The following is a 22,476-nucleotide window of genomic DNA, read 5'->3' on the forward strand; positions in this document are numbered from 1 at the left end:
AGAGCGGGGGATGCGACGTCGAGTGAGAGGGCCAGATCAGAATCATCTCTGTCTCCTCGTTGCATGAGGAGGGAGAAAGAGCGGCGTGAAGAGTCTCTCCGTCTACGTGGACGCAGGCTCCAGTCGATAGCCGTCGTCTTGCAGACCGGTCACGCGCACGATGTCCTCTATGCGCCGTGCGTCACCGCGTCCACTGATGTACACGATCAAGTCGACGGACTCCGCGATCAGTGCCCGGGGCACGGTGACGACAACTTCTTGAATCAGCTGCTCCAGCCGCACCAGCGCGCCGTAAGCCGAGCCCGCATGCAAGGTAGCAATGCCGCCGGGATGGCCGGTGCCCCAGGCCTTGAGCAAATCAAGGGCTTCGCTGCCGCGCACCTCGCCCACAACGATGCGATCCGGCCGCAGGCGCAGGGTGGAGCGCACGAGGTCGGCCATGGACACCACGCCTGGCTTGGTGCGTAGCGGCACGTGGTCATCACTCAGGCACTGCAGTTCGACCGTGTCCTCCAGCAGGATGACCCGATCGCCGGTGCCCGCCATTTCCTGCAAGAGCGCGTTGGCCAGTGTGGTCTTGCCGGTGGAGGTGCCCCCGGCAATCAGAATGTTCCATCTCTTCCGCACTGCGTGGCGCAGAAGTTCCGCTTGCACCGAGGTCATCACACCCGCCTCCACATAGTTCGACAGCGGAATCACTCCGGCCGCACGCTTGCGGATGGCGAAGGTCGGCGCACGCGTGACTGGCGGCAAGACGCCCTCGAAACGCTCGCCAGTTTCCGGCAGCTCAGCTGATATCACCGGCGCGCCGGCATGCACTTCGACATGCACGTGCGCGGCGACCAGTCGGATGATGCGCTCGGCATCATTCGCCATCAGCGTCACCCCTGTCGGCTCGCGCCCGGTGCGCAATCGGTCCAGCCACAGCGAGCCATCCGGATTCAGCAAGACCTCGACCACTTGCGGATCGGCCAGCGCGGCGGCGATCACCGGTCCCATCGCGGTGCGTAGCATCTGTACCTGGCGGTCAATGCCGTTCGTACTGGCGTCTGTCACGCTGCCGTCTCAGGAGTACTGGTCGTCTCATTGCCTTCCGCGAAGAACTCGCCCTCACCCGGCGTCGCCTCTTCGATCACGTCCTTGACCAACCGTTGGCCGCGCTGCAGATGGCGCGCGAGCTGCTCAATGAACTGCTCGAAGCGAAACCGGCCTTGCGCCCGTGCCGCTTCCTGATGCGCCTCTGGAATCGGTGCAGTCACCGCCAGGTTGTGTCGGATGAACAGCGCGAGCGTCTCGATCAAGATGGTCTGGTCGCGCTCCAACCGCTCGAACTGCTGGCTCAATCGGTCCAACCGGCGCGCCATGGCGGCTTCACGACGGTCTCCGCCATCAGGCGACAGAAATGAGGCGAGCGCGGCGGCGATGATGCCGGACTTGGACAAGCCCTTCATTGCCGACAGCTCCTCCAGACGCTGAGCATGCTCGCGCTCTAGAAACACGTTAAGACGGGCGCGGCTCATAGCGTGATCCCCTCTAGCGGATCTGGCGAGACGCGACGCTGCGAACGAAGTGCAGGCAACGCAACCGCGGTATCGTCCAGCAACAGATCACTACGCACTGCGCCGGCCACATAAGCGGTAAGCGCGTCAGGCCGGGCGATGACGCTCCCTGTCCAGTGATCGGGCCGTGGCGTAGGCCGATCGACGTAGCCACTTTCCGACAACGTAGGCGGTGGGAGCAAACGCGGCAGGAAGTTGCGATCCTCGAAGTAGCGTAGTTTCTTCGCCCGAATTGGCGGATGCCCGGCGACCATCACGATCTCCTCGTCAGGCGGCAATTGCATTACCTCGCCAGGCGTGAGCAGCGGCCGCGGCGAAGACTGCATCGACACACTCACATGATCCAGCCAGAACGAGAATCGGTCTCCGCCGAAACTGCGGTGCTGGCGCACTTCGGTCGCCGTGCCAAGGGCTTCGGAGATTCGCGTTGCCGTGCGTTCGTCATTGGCGGCGAAGGCCACGCGTACGTGGCAGTTGTCCAGGATCGAGCTGTTGGGGCCGTAGGCCTTCTCGATCTGGTTGAGCGACTGGGCGATCAGGAAGGCTCGCATGTCGTAGCCGGCCATGAAGGCCAATGCCGACTCGAAGAAGTCCAGCCGTCCCAGTGCGGGAAACTCGTCCAGCATCCACAACAGTGGATGGCGTTGTGGGGGCTTTCCTTCGGCCGCATCGCTCGCGCTCACCGCCCTCCTGTCGAGCCAACGGCGAATCCACGGCTCTGGCGCAGGTGGCGGATCGGGGATCGTTTCGGTCAAGCGACGGCCGATCTGGTTGAGTAGCAGCCGGATCAGCGGCTTGGTGCGGGAAATGTCCGAGGGCGGCACCACCAGGTACAGCGACACCGGGCAATCGGCCTGTACGAGATCGGCGATGCGCCAGTCGCAGCGCGAAGTCACCTGCGCCACCGTGGGGTCGCGATACAAGCCCAGGAAACTCATCGCCGTGGACAAGACTCCGGAGCGTTCGTTCTCGCTCTTGTTGAGCAGTTCACGGGCGGCGCTGGCCACCACCGGATGGGTGGCATCGCCCAGATGCTTGACCGACATCATCGACCACAGCGCCGCTTCGAAAGGCTGCACCGGATCGGACAGGAAGTTGGCCACCCCGTGCAAGGTCTTGTCCGGTTCGGCATACAGCACGTGCAGGATGGCGCCGACCAGCAGGGCATGACCGGTCTTCTCCCAGTGGCTGCGTCGCTCCAGCGCACCCTCCGGATCGACCAGGATGTCGGCGATGTTCTGCACGTCACGCACCTCCTGCGTACCGCGGCGCACTTCCAGCAACGGGTTGTAAGCAGCCGAGTGCGCGTCAGTGGGGTCGAAGCGCAGACAGTGACTGAAACGTGCACGCCAGCCAGCGGTGATCTGCCAGTTCTCGCCCTTGATGTCGTGTACTACCACCGAATGCGGCCAGGACAAGAGTGTCGGCACGACTAGACCGACGCCCTTGCCTGACCGCGTAGGCGCAAAGGTCATGACGTGTTCCGCACCGTCGTGACGCAGATAGTCCCGATCTAGCTGGCCAAGGAACACACCAGAACGTGCGATCACCCTCGCCTCTACCGCATCGGTCCCCGTGCCCCAACGCGCCGAGCCGAAGGTTGTCGCTGGTGCATGTCGTCCGCGCCGCATAGGAGCGACGCCAGCGACCGCTGCGGCAAGCAGGCCGCCACCGGCCGCTATCAGCCCGCCAAGGTTGAAGACCCGCGGCGCCTGTGCCTCGAAAGTTAACCACCATGGGAACAGTTGCCACGGACGATAGACCGGCATGCCCCGCAGGTGGAACCAGGGCGCGCCTAGACGCTGATCGTGCCCCAGGGTGCCGGCGGTCCACTGCGTCGCTGACCAAAGGCCCACCAAAGCGAGCAGACAGGCCAAAGAGATCTGCAACAACGACATCTTGGTAGAGGCCATGCACATCGGCTCCATCCGTCCAAACCCCAATCCTCCCGCCATGCACTACGCCGGTGTATGGAGAAACCACCACCGACGCAGCATCTCCTCCCCGCTCTCTTGCGGCGATGCCTCGTTCGTGCAGTGCGCAATCGACCAACCTGGGCTTGCTGCTTTAGTCGGCGGTGTGGATTTCAACTTCCAAAGACCGGATACCCGGATCAGTGTTTGGCTGGATAGATGGCTATCCGATACGCACGGTCTTGGCGGAGATAGCGCTGCGCCGCAGCCGCCAGGTCGCGAACGGCCACGGCTTGATAGTCAGTTGCCGTCCTCCGGTGCCGACTTAGCGCAACCTGATCCGACTGAGCCGTGGTGACCAGCGAAAGCCAATAGGCATTGCTCTCCTGGTCATTGCGGAATTGATCGACGATCGGACGACGTGCTCTCGCCAACTCGTCTTCGCTGATCTGACCACCGGCCAAGTCCGCTGCGATCTCGTCCAGGACAGGAAAGAACCGATCGACGTCTACCGGAGCCAGGTCGAGCGAGATGCCGATGTAGCCATAGCCCGGGTTGGCATGCGCAAATAGCGCCTCGGTCGATGGCGCATAGGTCGCACCGTCTGTTTCGCGGACGCGCTCTATGAGCTTGAGCGATAGGACGCTGCGCAGAAGTTCAAGCGTTCGCATCGCTTGGGCATCGCTATCGTCGAGCGTAGGCCAGAACACCAGCGCCATGGCTCGATTGGCCTCACCCGAATGGTTTAGCACCACTGGACTGGGCGTGGCGGCCGGAAACGAAATGCTTCGGGCTTCGTCGAACGGCGGCTCGCTCGCAGATCGCACAGGCAAAGCGCCAAAGGTTTTGGCAACGAGCTCCGTTGCACGCGCTATGTCGACATCGCCCACCATGCCAATTTCAATCCCTCCAGATCGACTCGCGCGCAAGAGTGCCTGTCGCACTTCATCGAAGTTGCGTGCCAGCGTCTCCTCTTCAGGCGGAATTCCATAGCGCCGATCCCCGGAGCGCACGAGGCGGGGCACGTCGCGTTGGGCGACACCATTTGGTGTACCGTCCAACGTTCTTGTCTCGCTTCGAATGCCCTGGCGAAACTGCACCAAGCCTTCATCCCGATAGCCGGGTGCAACGAGGTAGGCTGTCATAAGCTGGAGCTGGAGTTCTAGGTCCTCCGGCGTGGTGCGACCGTCAAACGAAAATGCATTGGGGACCACGCCAACGCGCACGCCAACATTTCGTCCGGCAAGGATGCGTTGCAATTCCTCGGAGCTGTGGGCTTGCAGCCCTCCCCCGGTGGTCGCGCCGACGAGGAAACCCAGTCCCGGTTTATCCGCGGGAAGTTCCAGGATGCCGCCGCCGAAGCGCACGCTGACCAGAACAGAGTCGGCCGCAAACTTTGTAGGTTTGATATTGAGTCGAACATTGTTCGCGAAGCGGATCGTCGTGATGCCTAGGTCTTCGATCACACTGCGCTCCACCACGGCGCCGGAAGGACCGAAATCGGTGTAGGCAAAGCCTGGGGCCGCCGCTTCTGCCGCAACTGCCGTCCCGTGGCGACGGCCCGCATCGATGGCATTGCGCGCGCGCTGACGAAAATTATCGATCTCCTGGCTGGAGCTGAGGAAAACATGAGGAGACAGGCCGTCCCACTGGGCGCGAAATGCCTGATGGACAGCGTCAGGCGTCATCGACGGGGCGATGCGCTCAAATGCCGCAAGCTCGTCACCGGGCGCCATGTCGACGCCCCAATTGCTGAATTCACCTACGATCTCGTCCGCGAGCCCGCTGCTGGAGCGGGTGGAGGCTTGGACGGCCGCAGTCCGGAAGAAGGTTCTGTTGCGCGCGATCTCTTCGCTGATTTCGGCTTGCGTGAAACCGTGCTCGACAGCTCGGCGGAGTTCTTGTTCAGCGATTGTGAGTGCGCGCTCCCAATCTCCTGGTTGTGAAGCCAGATCTACTGCCGAGACGTCCACCGTATCGAGCATTTCCGCGCCACTGGCTTGTCCGCCGTGGAGCGGCGCCCCGGGGGCGCGAGCTAGCGTCTCGAGACGCCTGGAGACAATTGCGTTGCCTATCCTGCGTAATAGCGATCGCTGCACTGACGCACTTGTGTTGGCTTCTCGCACCGGCTCGCGCAAGGTTGTAACCGAAACTGCAGTAGGGCTGTGCGGATCATGGAAATATGCAGCTTCTGCGCCGCCGGCGATACTTCCCAAGTCTGGATCACCTGGGTCTGGCCGAGCAGGTTTCCAGTCGGCGAACATCTCCCGGATACGCACCTCCGTGGCGTCGATGTCGAGATCGCCTACGACGACAAAGAACGCACGCTCGGGGCGATAGTAGGATTCATAGAAATCCCTCAATCGCTGCGCCGGAGCGTTTCGGATAACGTCGACAATGCCGATGGGCGAGCGTTTGGAAAAGAGCGCGTGTGGAAGCAGTGCACGCCATCGCGCATCGGCTGCGCGGTAGGCCGGCGTATTCCGTGCGCGCTCTTCGGAGAGAATGACGCCACGTTCGCGATCCACAGCGTCGGGCGTGATGGCCAGCTTGCTGGCGAGTTCCCGCATTAGAGAAAAGGTTGTGCGCAACGTTGCTTCTTCGACATTGGGCGCGTCAAGCTTGTATACGGTCTCATCGAAACCGGTATAGGCGTTGGTATGCGCGCCAAACGAGAGCCCATGACGCTGCAGGAGCCGGGTCATCTCACCTTCGGGAACGTTCTCAGAGCCATTGAAGGCCATATGCTCGAGAAAGTGGGCCAGCCCTTGCTGGTCGTCCGCCTCCATGAGTGAGCCTACGTTGAAGCGCATGCGGATCGATACCGTCTTTGTGGGGGTGGCATTGGAGCGGATCGCATAACGCATGCCGTTGGCGAGGCGGCCATAGCGCACATTCGGGTCTGGTGTCAGATCGCTTTCTTGGGAGGGCCAATCAAGAGTGCGTTCCCCTTTCCGGGGCGTGGCGGCTGCATCGAGGAAGGCTTGGGTTTGGCTCCCGGCGGGGAACGAGACGATTGCCGCAAACACGATCGCGGCGACTACCTGGCCCAGCGCCTGAGAGACTGCGGCGATGCGACCTTCGACGCCGCGGGCAAGTGAGAGCATGCTTATTCCTTGAGTTAGGGGATATGGAGCCGGATCTGTGGGCAGCGCATTGCCGCCTCGCTTCAGAGCGTGGAGTATTGTTGGACTCGTCGTCTCATCACTTGCTCTGCGCCGAAGCGCATGGGCAAGCGGTCGTGAGACCTGATCGTCACTCAATCACGCGGTTCTAGAGCGATTTCCGAAAGGAAACGTAGAAACGCCGCATTCGGGGATCAAGGTTGGCGTAACCACCGTCGCCATCTGTGGGTGACGGAAGCGTGTCAAAGACATTGTTGACGCCGAACGTGATCCGCCAACCGCTAAGCAACCCCTTGTTCCGAACTAACTCGCCCAGGTCTAAGCTCGCTTGCAAGTCGAGGTTGAAAGATTCGTCGATCTTTCGCGGCAGATATCCGAAGTTCTCGTATGCGAGATTTTTCACTGCCGAGATATACGATGCCGTCCCGCCGATCTCGTAAGAGCCGCGCCTCCAGAATAGACTGGAGTTTGCCCGAACCCGTGGAATCGTAAGGCCGACGAGATCGATTACCTCGACGCCAGACGGCGCAACTTCCTTGTTGTCGATGTTGTAAGTGGCATTGATCATTGTGTCGAAATCGCCGTAACGATCGGTTTGAAAGCTGTGGCGAGCGCGCAGGTCAACCCCGCGGACTCTGGAAGCACCAATGTTCAGCGATCGCGCATCGATACGCGTGATGGCGTTTGTAGTGGGATCGCGCGTCAGCCGCTCCGGATTGAAGAGGACGAGCGCCTCTGGGTTCACTATCGGCCCGACCACACGGTTCCTGTAGTCGATGTCATACCAGTCGATTGAGAGCGATGCTCCTTTTAACCATGTCGGTCGAAAGACGAAGCCGACGTTCCATGACTCGGATTTCTCCGGGTCGAGGTCCGGATTTCCGCCGACAGTGACATCCACAAATCCAACCGTTTCACCAGTCACCGGATCCACGGTATTCACGTACTGGCTTGCCTCCCAGCCTCTGCTGAACATCACCTGCAAGCCTGGCGTCTTGTAACCCCGGCTATAACTTGTTCGCAGTGCAACGCTGTCGGTGGGATGCCATAGCAGCCCGATGCGTGGCGTCGCCACCGTGTTGCGAAATACACTCTCATAGTCCACGCGCCCGGCCAGGGTTAGCTCCAGAGATCGGGTGAATGGCGCGCCGCTTGTCGGCCCCAGCAATGGTACGGCTGCTTCGCCATAGACCGCGGCGAAATCCTGAGCGTAGTTGTCCTCGAGACTGAAAGCGGAATTGCCGACAGTGTTCTGATGGATATCCAACTGCTGGCGACGCAGTTCGCCACCGGCGGAAGCTCTTACCGGCCCAGCCGGCAAATCGAGAAGACGCCCATCGGTATTGAAGGTGACGGCCGTGTTCTCGGAGGTTTCCGAGTATTTATAGATCGTAAGCAGCTGGCGAATCAGCTCGTTGGTGTTTGGTGATGTCGTGCGTCCATCTCCAAAAACGTTCAGGGCTCTTGTCGGGTCGGTTTCCTGGAGCAGGTAGTAGCCTATCGGAGTGATGTAGGGCGAGTCCGGGTCGAAAATATCGACCGGGTAGGGATCAAGCCGTAAAGATCCCGGCAACGTACTGGTGTCTTCGGTGGTGCGACTATAGTCAGCACTGAACTCATAGTGCCAGCCATCGAGCCAGTCCCCCCTGATCCCGGTCGTTAATGTCGTGGCATCGGTGGTAACCGCTCTCCACGAGGGACCGAGTTCGTAGAAGACCTTGGCCACCCGAACATCCACACCGAAGGGATTGAATGGATTGCTCGCCGGCACGTCCATCGTCGCCATTGGCGGCAGATCCTCGGTGTATATCTTGTTGCGGGAGAACGATGCGTTCGTAAACCAGACGCCTCCATCCGGACTGAGGTCGAGTTCGCTGGCCAACGTCATCGACTGACGCTCATCGCTCGGCATGATCCAGCGGTAGCGGGACCGGTCCACTTCCGCCGGTTCGATCGGCGCGTTTTCGTCGAAATCGGCGGGGGTCAAGCTTCGCCCATCCTGACCTTCCGGGATCGCCACGAAATCGGTCCCCAAGCCCGGCAGCAGCATCCCTGGTCTACCAATCGCCGTAACGGTTCCCGCTCTGGCGTTGGGTTGGACCCGGTTGACCGTCCTCGGCGGACGTCCGCCGCTGCTGAAGTAGTCGGGTTGCGATGCGAACGATCTCTCACTGGCCTTCAACCCGGCGAAGTCATAGGCGTCAAAGCCCAGCGTGATCGAATATTGCCGATCACTCGCTGTCTGTCCGCTGCCTCCCCAAAGAGCGCTTAATTGTCGCTCTTCTGCGTCGTCCCTAGACGTCTGGCCGTACTGGCCGCTCAATTCCAGGCCGGAATAGTTTCCCCGGGTGATGATATTTACAACACCGCCGATTGCGTCAGAGCCATAAACAGCGCTGGCGCTATCGGTGAGCACTTCAATCCGCTCGATGGCGCTCAACGGGATACTGGCCAAGTTCACAGCATCATTGGGCGTGGTACCTCCACGGGACGTGCCGCGTCCTGTTTGCGGCATGCGCCTGCCGTTGAGCAAGACCAGAGTGGCTGCCGCACCCAGGCCCCGCAGATTTATCCTGGGCTTCGCGCTTTGAAGCTCCCCGTTGTGCTCACGATCCAAGACGTTGTGTTCATTCTGACTCATCCGGCCCAGAAAGTCGGCGATATTCACTGCTCCGGATCGTTCGATCTGCTCGCGATCGAAGATCGTAACCGGCGACACCGCGAACTCGGACGCTCCGCGACGAATACGCGAGCCGGTAACGACGATCGGCTCGAATTCGGTCGGGTCGGCTAGCTGCTCGACCAACGGCTCGACGCGCCCGCGTTCGCCTTGAGAAGATGTTCCCGCGCTCCCACCCGGCGCCGCATCGATCTGCTTGATCACAATGGTCTTGCCGTTGACCATCCCCCAGGTCAAACCTGTTCCTGTCAGCAGCTTCTGCAGTGCCTCACGCCATGTCTGCTGACCGCTGAGAGCCGTTGCCTTCTTTCCGCGCACCAGGTTGCCGGGGTAAACGATCTGCAGTCCGGCTTGGCTCGCCAGTTTATCAAGCGCATCACCCAGATCGCCTGCCGGAATGGTGTAACTCCGTGGCGCTTCACTGGTTTGTGCGAATACAGGGGCAGCGGCGGAAGCGCCGACCATGGCGATCAGAATGGCAGCGAACAAAGACCGCCGCGCGAGGATCTTCTTGGCGATGGGACGGTTGTTGTTGTTCATGTATTCCCCTAGGCAATACGGCCCGCCGTCCCACCGCACCATGCAGTGTCGTACAGCAGATGTATGCCTAGAACAATGCAGGGAGGGCGCAACCCCTCCATAGCATCAAAAAGTGCGCGCTTACGCGCTACCTGCGTCGCAGTACGATCCGATCATCGGTTGGCCGTTCAGCGCGGATCGGCCAGCCATACTCCAGGGACTGCGCGAAGGTCTGTGGATCGCTGGTCTTGAAACGACCGCTGATGGGCAGATCACGCAGAGCAGGATCACCCAGTTCCAGTTGGATGGCCGAGTAGCGGTTGAGTTCGGCCAGCACTTTCTCCAGTGGCCAGTCGCGGATCACAAGCTGCCCACCGGTCCAGGCGCGTAGGCGCGTCATGTCGGCTTCGCGTAGGCTCTGCCGCGGACTGAGCCGACCGTCGGACTCGAATGTGACGCGTTCGCCCGGCGCCAGCGTAGCGGTGGCACCAGAAAGTCCAGACGGCGCTGGTTGCGCGGCGACGACGACCTGTCCTTCCAGCAAGGTGACTGCGCTAACACCTTGCTCTGCTCGCACCTGGAAACGCGTACCAGTTGCGGTGACGGTGCCGTGTCCTACATGGACGACGAACGGCCGCGCAGGATCGTGCTGCACCTGGAACTCAGCCTGCCCGTGCATAAGAGTCAGGTTGCGTTCCCGTCGACCGTACTGCACCTCAACCTCCGTACCGGTGTCGAGTACGAGCTGCGAACCATCTTCCAGGGCGATGGTGCTCTGTTCGCCCATCACGGTGGCATATCGCACCTGTGGGGAGTCACCAGGCGCCAGATACAAAAATAGCCCCGCAACTACTACAACGATGGCGGCAGCTGCCGCCATCTGTGGCATCCAATTGCTCAGGCGGCGCGACCATGGCGGCTGTCGGGCTTCACGGAGTGCAGCAGCGAAGGCAGCGTCGTCATGACTGTGCACGGCTGTGCTGCGTTGCCATATGTCGAGCAGCTCGTCGTAGGTGGTCGCGTGAGCAGGCTCGGCCTCATACCACCGCCGAAATGCGGCGCGCTCGAACTCGGTGCAGTCGTGCCCATGCAACCGCGCCAGCCATCGCCGCGCTGCGGTGCTGACCTCCGCATCAATCGTCTGAGGATTCGTATGCATACTGATTACAATGCACCATCGGCTCTGCCCCCTACCCACTGCTGCAGCAGGGCAAGGGCATGGATGATGTGCTTCTCGACAGTTTTCACTGAGATCCCGCAGTGCTTCGCAATCTGCGGATATGTCAGACCGTCGACGCGGCTGAGCATGTAGACCTGCCGACAGCGAGGTGGTAGCGCGACGATGGCAGATCGCAGCAACGCTTCGCGTTGCCCCTGTTCGATCAGGTCTTCCTGGCTTGGCACCTGCGACACCAGAACCTCGTCGGCCAGAGACACGTGTTTGTTGAGACCTCGCACGGCGCCGCGGCGGAAGAACTCGGCTACGATGTTGCTGGCGATCCGGAACAGCAGTGGACGCCAAGTGCTAGCCGGCTCGCTGTTACGATAGCGTAGAAGCCGCATCAGACTTTCCTGGGCAGCGTCCTTAGCGTCCTCGTCACTGGGCAAGTGGCTACGAAAATAGCACAGCAGGTGGCTCTGCTGCGCACGGGCGAACGCATCGAAAGCTTCCTCGTCCAGATACTGCTCCTCGGCGGGAAAGTCTCGCCGGAGATCGAGGAGATTGGGTTGCCCATGCGCCATCGCGCGCCTTCTGTGATCGTCGTTCTGTGCCGGTTTTTTAACCCAGACAATGGTGCCGCGCAAATGCAGATGACTTCTTGGAGGAACATCAGCCCTACTCGGAGCTCAACCCAAGCCTATATAGATGCCGAAGAAGGCAGCCCCCCTACCTTGGGACGACCAATGCCGTGTTTTGGTGGCTTTCCAGCGACGGATCGGAAGCACGCATGCTGCAGTACAGCAAGCACTCGCGCTAAACTTCTTCGACGATGCTGAACAACTGGACTAGTGACCAATGCGACCGCTGACTCAACCGCAGGTCGCCCGGATGATGGTGTTGCGGGCGTCGACCTCAAGGTTGAGGCGGTCCTCGTTGAAGTCGTCGGTCACCGCATCGCCCGGCCTGATCACGCGTACGGCGCTCGATGTGCTGTCAGCGATAGCTCGGTCTATCACCTCCTGCGTGGCTGCCTTGCCAATTGCCAGCTGTGCGCGCGCGGCATCACAGCGCATCGCGCTGGTGTCGAACGGCGAATGCACGGGATCGGCGGGCGCCGCTGGTCCGGAGGAGACTGAAGGCGACAGCTCCGTTGCCGGGGGTGTAATGCTGACGGGTTCCGGCAGCGGCGCGGGATCCTCGCTCATCTGTGTGTTCTCCGCGCCCTCCTCCTGTGAAGACGTCGCGTTGCAAGCTGCAAGCGAACACGTCAACGCCGCGGCGAGGGCGATCAACAGCATGACGTGTGGGGACGATGGAAACATGGCCACACTCCTGCGTTTGTGGTCTTTGCGTTCGAGTCGCTCAGGGAACCTTATAACCCGCGGATGGCCATCAGGTCAGCTACTACGCAAGTACTCGCGCAGCTAATCGACGATCCTTCCATTGCCGCATGTTCGGTGACCAGGAGGCAAAGAGGGGCTACGCTTAGATATTAAGGCACCGGTTGCCACGATCGCTCCGGCGCGGGCGGTCGCGATCACGGAAGCGGCCGCCGATTGCTCCAAAAGCGCCACTGAAGTATCGGTCACTAATCCAAGCCTATAGCACGCCGTGATAGTGAAGAAGCTTTTATCCGACCGACACGACGACTGCAGAATGGCGCCACTTCGCTAACGCTCGATCCCGCGCGCCGACGTGCGCTGCGTCGTACGGATGAGATCGCCGCGTTCACCCATCGTCCGCAGTGCTCGCTCCGCGTCCGGCCGCAGAATCCAGTGTGGACCCTGTCTCTTCTCCGCTAAGCCAAGCTCGGACAAATACTGCAGCCGCCCAACCAGCAACGCCCTGCGCTTGCGCCGTCCCAGGTCACCAGGCACGTTGCGCAGATCGGCAACGCCGTCGCGGACGCCGGCCGACAGCGCCTGGTCCAGCTCTGTCCAGCGGTCCTGCCGAACGTCGCGCTCTAGTGCCTGCGTGATCTCGCGCTCGCTGCACCGGCCCAACCATTGCGTAATGAGTTCCGATGCTCGGCGTCGCATGCCAAAGGCAATATAACCGCGGGCGATGACCAAGTCGGCGCCACGATCGTCCTTGCCGCGTAATACCAGGTGGATGTGTGGGTTGTCGGTGTCCCAGTGATCGACGGCGACCCAATCAAGCTTAGTGCACAGATCGCGCTCGACCTGGGCCATGTGGGCGCGAGTGAAGGCCTTCAGATCGCCCAGCGCGACGGCCTCCTGCGGCGAGACGATTATGCGGAACTGGTGCCTGTCTTCACGCCCGCGTCGCTCGAAAGCGGCGCTGTTGGCGGCATCGGTATCCGGGCCGTATAGCTGACCGGGTCCACCTTCACGGGTCACGCCGTCACGCTCGATGTAGCGCAGGTGCTTCTCGGTGGAACGGGCGCCGGCCTGCTTGAGTACCACCAGCCGGGTCTTGATGATGACGCGGCGGGCGCGATGGTCGAGACCTCTGCCTGCCAACCTAGCGGCGGCATGGCCGCGCCCAAGCGCAGCGCCTGGATGCACCCGCGGCGGCGTCAGCGTGCGGCCGATAGAACGCCCGGCTTTGGACGAGGCCTTGAGTACCTGGCCGATGAATCGCGGCGCGCGAGCCTGATCGCCATCGCGTGGCGGTCCGAGGCGCACACCGAAGTACTCGTCTCTTGGCTCAGACACGATCCAGTTCTCGCATTTTCCCCAAGGACATTGGCTCACAAGCCTCCGCTCTTACAGTACGCATGGCATGTTTGCGAGGCGCCAACGTACTTCCCTGCACCTGTTAACGAAACCAAGTCGAGCGTAGTTCTTAGAGGTTACCAACCCCCTTCGCTAAGCGATAAGGGCGAGAGGTTCGAATCGGCGGCGCACCTCAACCGCCCGTGAAAGGCGTTCAAGTACGCGTACAGAATCGTCCCAGCCGAGGCAACCATCGGTAACGCTCTGCCCATAAACCAATGCGCAGCCATCAATCAGATCCTGTCGGCCGGCCACAAGATGGCTCTCAACCATCACGCCGATGACACGGCTCTCGCCTCCCTCTATTTGTTCGGAAACGTCGTTGATCACCGCAGGCTGCCGCTCGGGATGCCTGCCGCTATTGGCATGGCTGGCATCAATCATCACCCTGGGGGTCAAGCCCACGCTGACCATAGCGGCGCCGGCGGCGTCCACGCTGGCTGCGTCGTAGTTCGGCGTACGACCGCCACGCAGAATTACATGGCAGTCTTCATTTCCGAGAGTGGTGACAATTGCGCTGCGGCCTTGCTTGGTCACAGACAGGAAGCGGTGCGAATGCGCTGCCGCTTGAGCCGCGTCCACCGCGATTCGAATGTTGCCTTCGGTGCCGTTCTTGAAGCCCACCGGACACGATAGGCCGGAGGCCAATTCGCGGTGAACCTGACTCTCCGTCGTGCGCGCACCTATCGCTCCCCAGGCCACCAGATCGGCGATGTACTGCGGTGTAATCATATCCAGGAACTCGCAGCCAGCCGGCAATCCCAACGCATTGATGTCGAGCAGCAATCGGCGTGCTGTCTGCAGCCCTTCGTCGATGCGGTAGCTGCCATCCAGCCGCGGATCGTTGATCAAGCCCTTCCAACCCACGGTTGTGCGCGGCTTCTCGAAGTACACGCGCATCACGATCTCCAAGGTGTCAGCGAAGCGCTGACGCTGGTGCTGCAGACGCTGCGCATAATCGAGTGCGGCCTGCACGTCGTGGATTGAGCACGGCCCGATCACCACAATCAAGCGGTCGTTGCGTCTGTGCAGGATGTCCCGCAACGCACGCCGAGCGCGGTCAACGGTCATCGAAACAGCAGAAGTGGCGGGATAGGAGTCCATCACTACTTCGGGGGCGGTGATGGGCTGGATGTCGAGGATGCGCAGGTCGTCGGTACGTATGTTCAAGGCAGGGCTCCGATTGGGTGCCACTTCCCGACGACATTAAAAAAGCCGCCAGGGACGTTGGCGGCTTTTCAAGGGAAACTCGTGTGATCGTTAGATCGTGCGCACCCCTTCCGCCGCCGGCATTGGAAAGCCGTAAAACCAGAAATAGTCGCGGAGGATGGTATGGGTCACAAGGCGATTGATAGCACAGCTCGGGATGACAAGGCAATTGGCCAAGCATGTCGCCGACCGAAGACTCCAGCGTATCCCAGCGGGAACCGACGCAAACGGCACGCCTGATCGCCCGCGGGGACAAGCCCTTGGCAATGCGTGCGGCACCGAGCTGTCGCGATGCGTGCCGTGACAATGCTAGTGGTGACACACACTTACCCACGCGCGCGTGCCGTCCCCTTCTATCTTGCCCTCCGCTCTTCGGCACTCGCTTCCGCTCCCACCTCGGCGATTCGGGTTCACTCCTGCGTATCGGCCGACTCACTTTCAGTATGCCGATCGCGTCCATGGCGCAAGCGAACGAACAGGCGCTCATCCGGTGATTCGGTGGCAAGGGAGAGCGAAGCAGGACGCACGGCTCCATTGACCGCAAACAGCGGGTCGGCAGGAGGAAGGTCTGAGTGATTGACCACCGATGTCGGCGTCTCTGCAATGCCGGCATCGCTGGACACCTGCGCGAGGTAACGGCGGGTCTCCGGCGGCAGCGGCCGCCCAAGCAGGTATTTCTCATAGCGGGCAGGACCGGCGTTGTAGGCAGCGAATGCGCCCGGCGCACCGAAGCGATTCACCAGTTCCCCTAGATACGCCGTTCCGGCCAGGACGTTGTCGCGCGGATCGTCCGGATCTTCGCCAAACCCATACCGTTGCCGCAGTTCCGCCCAAGTCGCCGGCATCAGCTGCATCAGCCCGATGGCGCCGGCCGATGAGCGGATCGGACGACCATCTAGCGTAGCGCAACCTGCACTCTCGGCCTGCATAACCGCACGAATCCAGATTTTCGGAACGTCGTATTTCCGGGAAGCCTCGGCGATGTGCGACTGCCAACGAGCGAGATCGCAGGCCGATGCCGGCTGAGGGGGCAGTGCTGTCACCAGCATGCAGAGGGCAAGACGAGCTCGCATCACCATGTCCACAGCGGTACCGCCTCGCCCAGGATCGCTTCATGCTGGACCGGGCCGAAGTACCGACTGTCGAACGAGGCCCGGCTGCGCGTGGCGAACAAAAACACTTCTCCATGCGCCAGCGCGCGGCAGCCTCTCCAGGGCACCAGCGGACGGCCGCGGCCATCTCGCGTACGAGCGATGGCCACGATCCGCCGCTCAATGCGGACCAAGCCGTTCTCTGCACACACCCTCTGCCCTTCTATCGCACCGACGTGCTTCAAAATCGGCAGATGCCGCGGCAGATAACCGCGCCCATCAGCCAATGCCGCTGCGGCGGCCGGCAGGCGTGCGAATACCAGCGTGCCCGGTTGCAGCGCATGCACGGTTCGCTGGGTATACCAACCCCCCGGGGCACTTTCGCTGGGGTTGTAGATCAGCCAGACCGGCCACCGCACGAAAGCGGCCAGACTGATCAACGCCACCGCCGCGGCAGCGACGCCCAAGAGAATCTTGCGTCGTCGCTGTGTCATGACAACAGCTCGCGGCGACGCCGCACGGCGGCGTGCTCGGTGGCTGAGTACGCCGGCGGATCGATGCCTGCGACTAGGCGCTGGTGCAGCACGCGCCAGTAGTCTTCGCTTACCTCCTCAGGGTCGATGCCCTGGGTTTCGATCGCATCGATCAGCTGCAGCACGCGTCGTGTCTTGGCGGGTGTGGCTACGTGCAGCATCAACTGCGCGCCAGGTTCCACATCAGCGAAACAGGCGATACGTTCGCCGGGACCCGCGGCACGCAGGATGCTCAAGCACCAGCGCACCGTGCCATATTCGTTGGCCTGCCAGTCCACCAGCCCGAAAGTAGACCCCGGCGCGAAGTACACATAGCGGTAGTGTGGATCCGGCACGTCTTCAGCTATGGGCTTGCCGAAACGCAGCCACTGGTTGAGCCGGTCGGCCACGAATACCAACCGGACGCGGGTCAGGGGAGTCATGGCGCTCCCTCCTGCTCCGCTTCTGGAAACTCGCGCTCGAGCAATTGCCGCAGCATCTCGGCGACGGTCATGCCCTGCTGAAATGCCACGACCTTGATGCGCCCCCGCAACTCAGGGGTCACGTCGATGGTCAGCCGTGCGGTGTAGAGCTCGGCTTTGCTGGGCTGCATAGTTTCGCCGTTGCCACTGCGCACCCATGCGTCGGCGCCAGGGTCTTTTGCGGGCCGAGGCCCCAAGCCGATACGTCGACCGTTCACCGTAGCCATCCTCTGACCTCATCGGCGAAGCGGCTAACTTCCTGCGCCGCCCGGCTTCGATCGTCGATCTCATCGACTAGCCGCCCCAACGCGGCGGCTTCGGCAAACACCACACGCTGGCTCAGGGTCGAAGCGAGTACGGGGAGAGGCCGCGACTCCTGCTCGCCCAGCACTTCGCGCAACTCACGTCCGATGACGCTACGCACGATGCAGCGGTTCACCACGAACGCGGCCTTGAGCCAGGGTTTGAAGATCCGCGCCTCGTTGACCAAGGCCACGATTTCGCTGCTGGCCCAGACATCGAAGGGCGAAGGTTGTACGGGAATCAACACCAGGTCCGCGGCGAGGATCGCCGACCGGGCCAACGCGGTCACGCGCGGCGGCCCGTCGATGACGACATAGTCGGTACGCTGTGCCAGCTCTGGCACTTCCTGGTGCAACGTCTCGCGCGCCAAGCCGACCACGCCGAAGCGGCGGCGCCCGCCGGCCTGGCTGCGCTTCTGAGACCAGTCGAGCGCCGAGCCTTGCGGATCGGCATCGATCACTGTGACCTGCTTGCCGCCGTTGCTGAGCTCGCCAGCAAGGTGCGTGGCCAGCGTGGTTTTGCCCACGCCACCCTTCTGGTTGAGCAAGGCGATAATCATGGCCGATCACCGCTTATCCACAGATTTCGTGGAGCGCTCGACGTTAGCCTAAATCCATAGGATTTAGAGTTAGAAGCGTTACGGGTCCGAATTCCATAAGCAGGACAAGGACTTGAACCCTCTTCGCACGCCTGATAGCACGAGGCTGACACTCCTGATAGCACGATAGGGTTTGCGCCTGATAGCACGACACTGTTCAAGACTTGTCCACAGTGCCGTGCACGGCACGGAAGACCAGCACTTCGTTGCGATGAGCAGTGAAGACGATGCCCAGCACGTACCCGGGCAATGGCTGGCGCTGCACGATCCGCCGCAGATCGAAAGCGAAGTCGGCGTAGCGCGAAAGGCTTCCAGACTTGGCGTGTAGGTGGCGAAAGTCGAAACGCCATCCGCTCACCTGTCGCCCGCCGTGCTTGCGAACGACTCGATACAACCAGCGCTCCAGCCCGCCCGTCAACGCGAAGTACGCACGATCCAGCGTCAACACCAAATGCTCGTCGAGCACACCGGCATAGAACCAGTCCGGCAGGACCAACTCCACGCCCAACGGCCGCCCTCGTTCGCTGCGCTCCTTCCACTCGTTGAGCCAGGAGAAGCGATGCAGGCGCCGGGCGCCTTGCTGCCGGATCGAGGTGGCCACCGTGGTGGACTGCAGCCGGTCGAAGGCCGCGCGCAGGCGTTGGTAGTCGCGGAGCGACGTACCGCGGCCGATGAAGCGCAGGATCTCGTAGGGCGTGGTCACTATCAGCCGCGAGGTCTGCAGCCCGGCATCGCGAGCTTGTACGAGTTGTGATGCCGCCCAAATCAGCACGTCGGCGTCCCAGATCGTGGCCAGGCCGTGTTCGATCGTGCCTTCCATCCGAATCGATACGTCGCCCATCCGGAAGTCGATAGGTACAGTCCTCCGCGACTTGGCCAGCGAAAAGAACGGCCAAGCCATCAGATCTTGCACATCGCGTGGCGCAAACACGCCAGGCAAGGCACTGAAGCGCACCAATGACAAGCGCTCGTTGTCGCTGGGAAGTGACACCGCGCACGCTCAGCGCACCGGGTAGTTAGGATCGGAGGTCGTCTCGCAGGTTCGCTCGGCCGACCAGGTTTCCAGATCGGCAATGGCGTAGACCACGCGACGGCCGAACTTGCGAAAGCGTGGCCCTCCGCCGATCACGCGCTGCTTCTCCAGCGTACGCGGCGAGAGCTTGAGGAACTCGGCGGCTTCGGCGTTGGTGAGGTAAGGGGTATCGCGCGGGGTCGCAGCCTGGGACATCGAGACAGTCTCCTTCCACGGCGAGCGAAGCGCCGCCGGTTGGGGCCAGTCTTGTGAGGCAGACTACGGTTGTGCAGGGACAATCTGCGGAGTGGCAGATTTCTCCGGGTCAGTTCAGCAAGTCGCGGTAACCGCCTTCCATAAGCTCCCGCCCGCGCTGCACCAGATAGCGCACCTGTGCGCGCAACTCGCTATCCGGGTTCCATTGCTCGGCTACGCGTTCATCTCCGAACAACACCACAGCAATATCGCGCTGTGTGGCGCCTGCCAGCGTTCCATCCAGCGCCTGCAAGGCACGCATGTGGATCGTGGCGCTACGCGGTGGACGGTTAAGCGCGGTGACTGTGTTCGCCCGCGTCCCCTGCAACAAGCCGAGCGCCGTCTCCAGAGTGAATCGGTACTGCTTGTGCTCGGCACCGGCCGGCATCGCGTACGCAAAGGGTTCGCCGTTGCGCATGTCAGGGGACAGGGTCAGTCTGACCAGTTCCCGGCCTGAGGTTCCCTGTAACCAGAGGTGCTGGCCTTCATGTGTCAGCGACTTGCGGCCCGGAATGGCCCATAGATCGAAGCATTGAGCGGCAGGATCGGTATGCGGGATCAATCGTACGACGGGACGCTGGCCGACGCACCAGATCGGACGTGCCTGACGTGCATCGAGCGAAGGGTCTTCCGCGAAGGACAGCCCCCAATCCGAATCCTCGTCCGAGCCTTGCCATTGCTCGCGGTACCGCGGGTTCCGCCGCAGGAATTCCCAAGCGGTACTGGGCGCATCCAAATGCAGCACATACAAATAGGCAGCCGAGGGCTGCCAACTGCGGTGAATCTCCGTCATCGCATTTTTTGTGAGTTGTTCAAAACGGCAGTATTGTCGCCGCAGGCGTGCACTACAAGATGAATTGAGGTGAACCGCCTCAGAAACGGGAGCAGCTTCGCACTATTGCGTGCAGAAATACGTAGAAGCGTAAAGGCGTGTTTCCAACAATACGGTTATGTACGTTTTCTCATTCGTCCGTAGTGAAGGGCGTCTACGCCGAGCCGCTTACGTACGGGTCAATCCAAGCGCTTGCGCATCACGCAAGTAGGCACTGAGGGATTGCTTGGCTACGAAGGCGATATCACAACAGACAGGCTGCCCCGCTAGTGCCGCCAGATCCGATAGCCGGACGTAATCGAGCTTGGGGGCACCTAACCCCAGGTCACAAACACCATAAGCCAGGTCCGGGTCGTCCGGGTCCAGTTCGGTCAACAACCAAACTGCGCCAGCATCAGGTACGAACAATTTCACGACAGGAAATGGGTCGTGATCTTCGTGTCTGGCTGAGCGCGCACCGTTAGCTAACAACAGGGCGCGCATTTCGCTGGATATAAGAGAGTTCACGCTGGTGATCGCTGTCTATTGTTCCCGTCAATAAGCATCATCCGTGTGAAATATTTACGTATGACTGCATCTTGCGCAATTCCAGAGAATATGAAAAGCACATAGCCAATTGGTGGCATCGCGAGGCCAGCTCCCGAATGAGTTAAATATAACGTGGTTAAGATTGTGCTGGTCGCTGACGCTTTTGTCTATGCAAAAGCGCACGGTTCAACGTGGCCGGCCTACCGGCGCTACTACCTTTGAGGCCGAACCCGCGCTGGCATTCGGAGTGGCCGTTCGGGCGGCGCGCACCGCCCAAGGCATCGCTCAGGAAACGCTTGCCTTCCGGGCAGGCGTCGAGCGGTCGCACATGGGCAAGATCGAACGCGGGGAGCACATGCCAACCCTGTCGCTCATCCTGAAGATCGCCGCAGCGCTGGAATGCAGTTCTGCCCAGTTAATGTCGGCTACGGAAGCTGGCCTGTCGAAGACTTGGTTCAAACCTCCTCGCGGATGATCCGCAACATGGGCTTGACCACCTGAGCGCGCAGAGCCTGTCAACGGTTGATTGACGAAAATTGCAACGGCACGTGATACCGATTTTGTCTTCACGATCGATCTTCTCATACGTCAGGGAGCGGTCATGCCTGCGCTCCTTGGGGGCTCCACGGACGAATCAAAAAGAGGGAGCCGAAGCTCCCCCGAAGTTCAGACCCAGCCTCTTTCGGCCAGAGACATGATGTTCGGTCCGGCCACGACGAAATGATCCAGCAACCGTACATCGACAAGTGCCAGCGCCTGCTTCAGGCGTGCGGTGACCGCCCGGTCCGCAGCGGACGGCTCGGCATCACCTGACGGGTGGTTGTGAGCGATGATCACTGCCGCCGCATTGACCTTAAGCGCGCGCTTCACCACTTCGCGCGGATGCACTTCAGCCCCGTCGATCGTGCCGTGGAACAGCTCGGCGAAATCCAGGAAACGATGCCGGGTATCCAGACTTAGCATTCCGAACACCTCACGTTCGTAACCTGCTAGCTTCGTTCCCAGGAACGACTTCACCACCGCCGGCGAGGAAAACAACATGCCGTCCCGTACCTGCAGGTCGACCACCCGCCGTGCGATCTCCAGGATCTGCTCCCGTGTCGCCGGCAGGTATTGCCCTTGCTCATCGCGCAGGAACAGCGAAGAATCGATAAGGGAAGAAAACTGCATCATGTCTGTGCTCCGATCTCAGGGCGGAATTGCCCGGAACCGGCGCCAGCACGGCGCAGCGGAGCAGTCAGGGGTCGAAGACGGCCGGCAGGACACCAGCGCCAATGGCGCGCAGCCCTTGACGGCGAGAACGCCGTGGTACCGTGGAGGAAACAAAAAGGCTGCCCCGCTTTTAGCTCCAGAACGGCGAGAACTCTCTCCAGTGGCCGCGTGCAATGGCCATAGCCTCGCAGTTGCAGACCCGACTGTTTCGCGTTGTTTTTCCTCGCAAAGATGTAGTCAATAGCGCTGGAGCTTGACCAGACAATGTCGATAGAAAGATTCTTCTGAGGCGCGTACATCCAGGAGTAGCAGACGATGGCTTCATTTCGACCCGGTGAAGACTTTGCACTAGACGTCCTGGAAGTCGCACGTCGCCTCCTGCGCAAGCAGAGCGCTTGCCATGCCGCAGAAATATGGGCGGAACTTTCCAGGCTCCTCGGTGGCGGTGAGCACCTCGAATATCACTATCCGTATCACATAAGACGTTTCTGGCCAGAGAGCCCCGTAGCCGTGATCGAAGCAGCTCTTTCCAGGCTGGAGGATCTGGGCCTGGTCCGAAGCAATGCTGATCGTGAAGCATCGAGTGGCCTCCCGATATGGGGACTTGCGGACTCTTGGCAGCCCCCCGACCCGCCAGGTGACGGTGGCGATTTCAACGGTGGTGATCGACCAGGCGGCGGCGGTGATGGAAATGATGGTGATGGCGGTGGCGGTCTTGCCGAAGTCCTGGGACATCCAGTTCTGTT

22 protein-coding genes are annotated in these 22,476 nt (G+C 61.3%); 1 reads left to right on the forward strand and 21 read right to left on the reverse strand.

All coding sequences use genetic code 11. The annotated features are described in order from the left end of the window. Positions 1-102: 102 nt before the first annotated feature. From trbB to J2W94_RS07995, 19 genes are all read right to left on the reverse strand, one after another. A complete protein-coding gene (gene trbB / locus J2W94_RS07905; protein WP_310093648.1) occupies positions 103-1,014 on the reverse strand; it encodes a P-type conjugative transfer ATPase TrbB in 912 nt (303 codons plus the stop codon). Between the two features lie 38 nt (positions 1,015-1,052). Then, positions 1,053-1,520, reverse strand: a complete 468-nt coding sequence (locus tag J2W94_RS07910; protein ID WP_310091924.1) for a CopG family transcriptional regulator — start codon at positions 1,518-1,520, stop codon at positions 1,053-1,055. Continuing rightward, a complete protein-coding gene (gene traG, locus J2W94_RS07915) occupies positions 1,517-3,472 on the reverse strand; it encodes an IncP-type conjugal transfer protein TraG (RefSeq protein ID WP_310091926.1) in 1,956 nt (651 codons plus the stop codon). The genes J2W94_RS07910 and traG overlap by 4 nt, the downstream gene beginning before the upstream one ends. Positions 3,473-3,672: 200 nt before the next feature. Next, positions 3,673-6,579 (reverse strand): M16 family metallopeptidase, encoded by a 2,907-nt coding sequence (locus J2W94_RS07920; RefSeq protein ID WP_310091929.1) that lies wholly within the window; start codon positions 6,577-6,579, stop codon positions 3,673-3,675. A 166-nt stretch (positions 6,580-6,745) separates the two neighbouring features. Beyond that, positions 6,746-9,817 carry a TonB-dependent receptor gene (locus tag J2W94_RS07925; protein ID WP_310091932.1) on the reverse strand — a complete coding sequence of 1,024 codons (3,072 nt, stop codon included), beginning with the start codon at positions 9,815-9,817 and terminating at the stop codon, positions 6,746-6,748. 127 nt (positions 9,818-9,944) lie between these two features. Beyond that, positions 9,945-10,955: a FecR family protein gene (locus J2W94_RS07930; protein ID WP_310091935.1), complete on the reverse strand. Its 1,011-nt coding sequence runs from the start codon at positions 10,953-10,955 to the stop codon at positions 9,945-9,947. A 5-nt stretch (positions 10,956-10,960) separates the two neighbouring features. Continuing rightward, complete coding sequence (locus tag J2W94_RS07935; RefSeq protein ID WP_310091937.1) at positions 10,961-11,602, reverse strand: RNA polymerase sigma factor; 642 nt, start codon at positions 11,600-11,602, stop codon at positions 10,961-10,963. A gap of 225 nt (positions 11,603-11,827) precedes the next feature. Next, positions 11,828-12,280 (reverse strand): I78 family peptidase inhibitor, encoded by a 453-nt coding sequence (locus J2W94_RS07940; protein WP_310091940.1) that lies wholly within the window; start codon positions 12,278-12,280, stop codon positions 11,828-11,830. Between the two features lie 348 nt (positions 12,281-12,628). Then, complete coding sequence (locus tag J2W94_RS07945) at positions 12,629-13,636, reverse strand: DUF3363 domain-containing protein (RefSeq protein ID WP_310091943.1); 1,008 nt, start codon at positions 13,634-13,636, stop codon at positions 12,629-12,631. A 153-nt stretch (positions 13,637-13,789) separates the two neighbouring features. After that, a complete protein-coding gene (locus tag J2W94_RS07950; RefSeq protein WP_310091945.1) occupies positions 13,790-14,866 on the reverse strand; it encodes a 3-deoxy-7-phosphoheptulonate synthase in 1,077 nt (358 codons plus the stop codon). A gap of 449 nt (positions 14,867-15,315) precedes the next feature. Next, positions 15,316-15,978: a lytic transglycosylase domain-containing protein gene (locus tag J2W94_RS07955; RefSeq protein ID WP_310091947.1), complete on the reverse strand. Its 663-nt coding sequence runs from the start codon at positions 15,976-15,978 to the stop codon at positions 15,316-15,318. Then, entirely contained in the window at positions 15,978-16,490 is a 513-nt protein-coding gene (locus tag J2W94_RS07960) for a S26 family signal peptidase (RefSeq protein ID WP_310091949.1), read from the reverse strand. The genes J2W94_RS07955 and J2W94_RS07960 overlap by 1 nt, the downstream gene beginning before the upstream one ends. Continuing rightward, entirely contained in the window at positions 16,487-16,951 is a 465-nt protein-coding gene (locus J2W94_RS07965) for a DUF2840 domain-containing protein (protein WP_310091951.1), read from the reverse strand. The genes J2W94_RS07960 and J2W94_RS07965 overlap by 4 nt, the downstream gene beginning before the upstream one ends. Next, positions 16,948-17,121: a ribbon-helix-helix protein gene (locus tag J2W94_RS18160; protein WP_430540574.1), complete on the reverse strand. Its 174-nt coding sequence runs from the start codon at positions 17,119-17,121 to the stop codon at positions 16,948-16,950. The genes J2W94_RS07965 and J2W94_RS18160 overlap by 4 nt, the downstream gene beginning before the upstream one ends. A gap of 83 nt (positions 17,122-17,204) precedes the next feature. After that, positions 17,205-17,852: a ParA family partition ATPase gene (parA, locus tag J2W94_RS07975; RefSeq protein WP_310091957.1), complete on the reverse strand. Its 648-nt coding sequence runs from the start codon at positions 17,850-17,852 to the stop codon at positions 17,205-17,207. A 196-nt stretch (positions 17,853-18,048) separates the two neighbouring features. After that, positions 18,049-18,882 (reverse strand): replication initiator protein A, encoded by an 834-nt coding sequence (locus J2W94_RS07980; RefSeq protein WP_310091959.1) that lies wholly within the window; start codon positions 18,880-18,882, stop codon positions 18,049-18,051. A 9-nt stretch (positions 18,883-18,891) separates the two neighbouring features. After that, positions 18,892-19,119, reverse strand: coding sequence for a helix-turn-helix transcriptional regulator (locus J2W94_RS07985; RefSeq protein WP_310091961.1), 228 nt, complete (start codon positions 19,117-19,119; stop codon positions 18,892-18,894). 109 nt (positions 19,120-19,228) lie between these two features. Further along, positions 19,229-19,951 carry a DUF2285 domain-containing protein gene (locus tag J2W94_RS07990; RefSeq protein WP_310091963.1) on the reverse strand — a complete coding sequence of 241 codons (723 nt, stop codon included), beginning with the start codon at positions 19,949-19,951 and terminating at the stop codon, positions 19,229-19,231. A gap of 207 nt (positions 19,952-20,158) precedes the next feature. Next, complete coding sequence (locus J2W94_RS07995; RefSeq protein ID WP_310091965.1) at positions 20,159-20,497, reverse strand: DUF2958 domain-containing protein; 339 nt, start codon at positions 20,495-20,497, stop codon at positions 20,159-20,161. Positions 20,498-20,687: 190 nt separating this feature from the next. Here J2W94_RS07995 and J2W94_RS08000 point away from each other — a divergent pair, with 190 nt between their 5' ends. Then, positions 20,688-20,993, forward strand: a complete 306-nt coding sequence (locus tag J2W94_RS08000; protein ID WP_310091968.1) for a helix-turn-helix domain-containing protein — start codon at positions 20,688-20,690, stop codon at positions 20,991-20,993. A gap of 191 nt (positions 20,994-21,184) precedes the next feature. On the opposite strand, the gene radC is transcribed toward J2W94_RS08000, so the two are convergent. Both radC and J2W94_RS08010 read right to left on the reverse strand, forming a co-directional pair. Continuing rightward, positions 21,185-21,691 (reverse strand): RadC family protein, encoded by a 507-nt coding sequence (gene radC / locus J2W94_RS08005; RefSeq protein ID WP_310091970.1) that lies wholly within the window; start codon positions 21,689-21,691, stop codon positions 21,185-21,187. Positions 21,692-22,078: 387 nt separating this feature from the next. Next, on the reverse strand, positions 22,079-22,465 hold the full coding sequence (locus J2W94_RS08010) for a hypothetical protein (RefSeq protein WP_310091973.1): 387 nt from the start codon (positions 22,463-22,465) through the stop codon (positions 22,079-22,081). Positions 22,466-22,476 lie beyond the last annotated feature (11 nt).

The sequence above is a fragment of the Pseudoxanthomonas sacheonensis genome (assembly GCF_031455975.1).
GTDB lineage: Bacteria > Pseudomonadota > Gammaproteobacteria > Xanthomonadales > Xanthomonadaceae > Pseudoxanthomonas_A > Pseudoxanthomonas_A sacheonensis_A.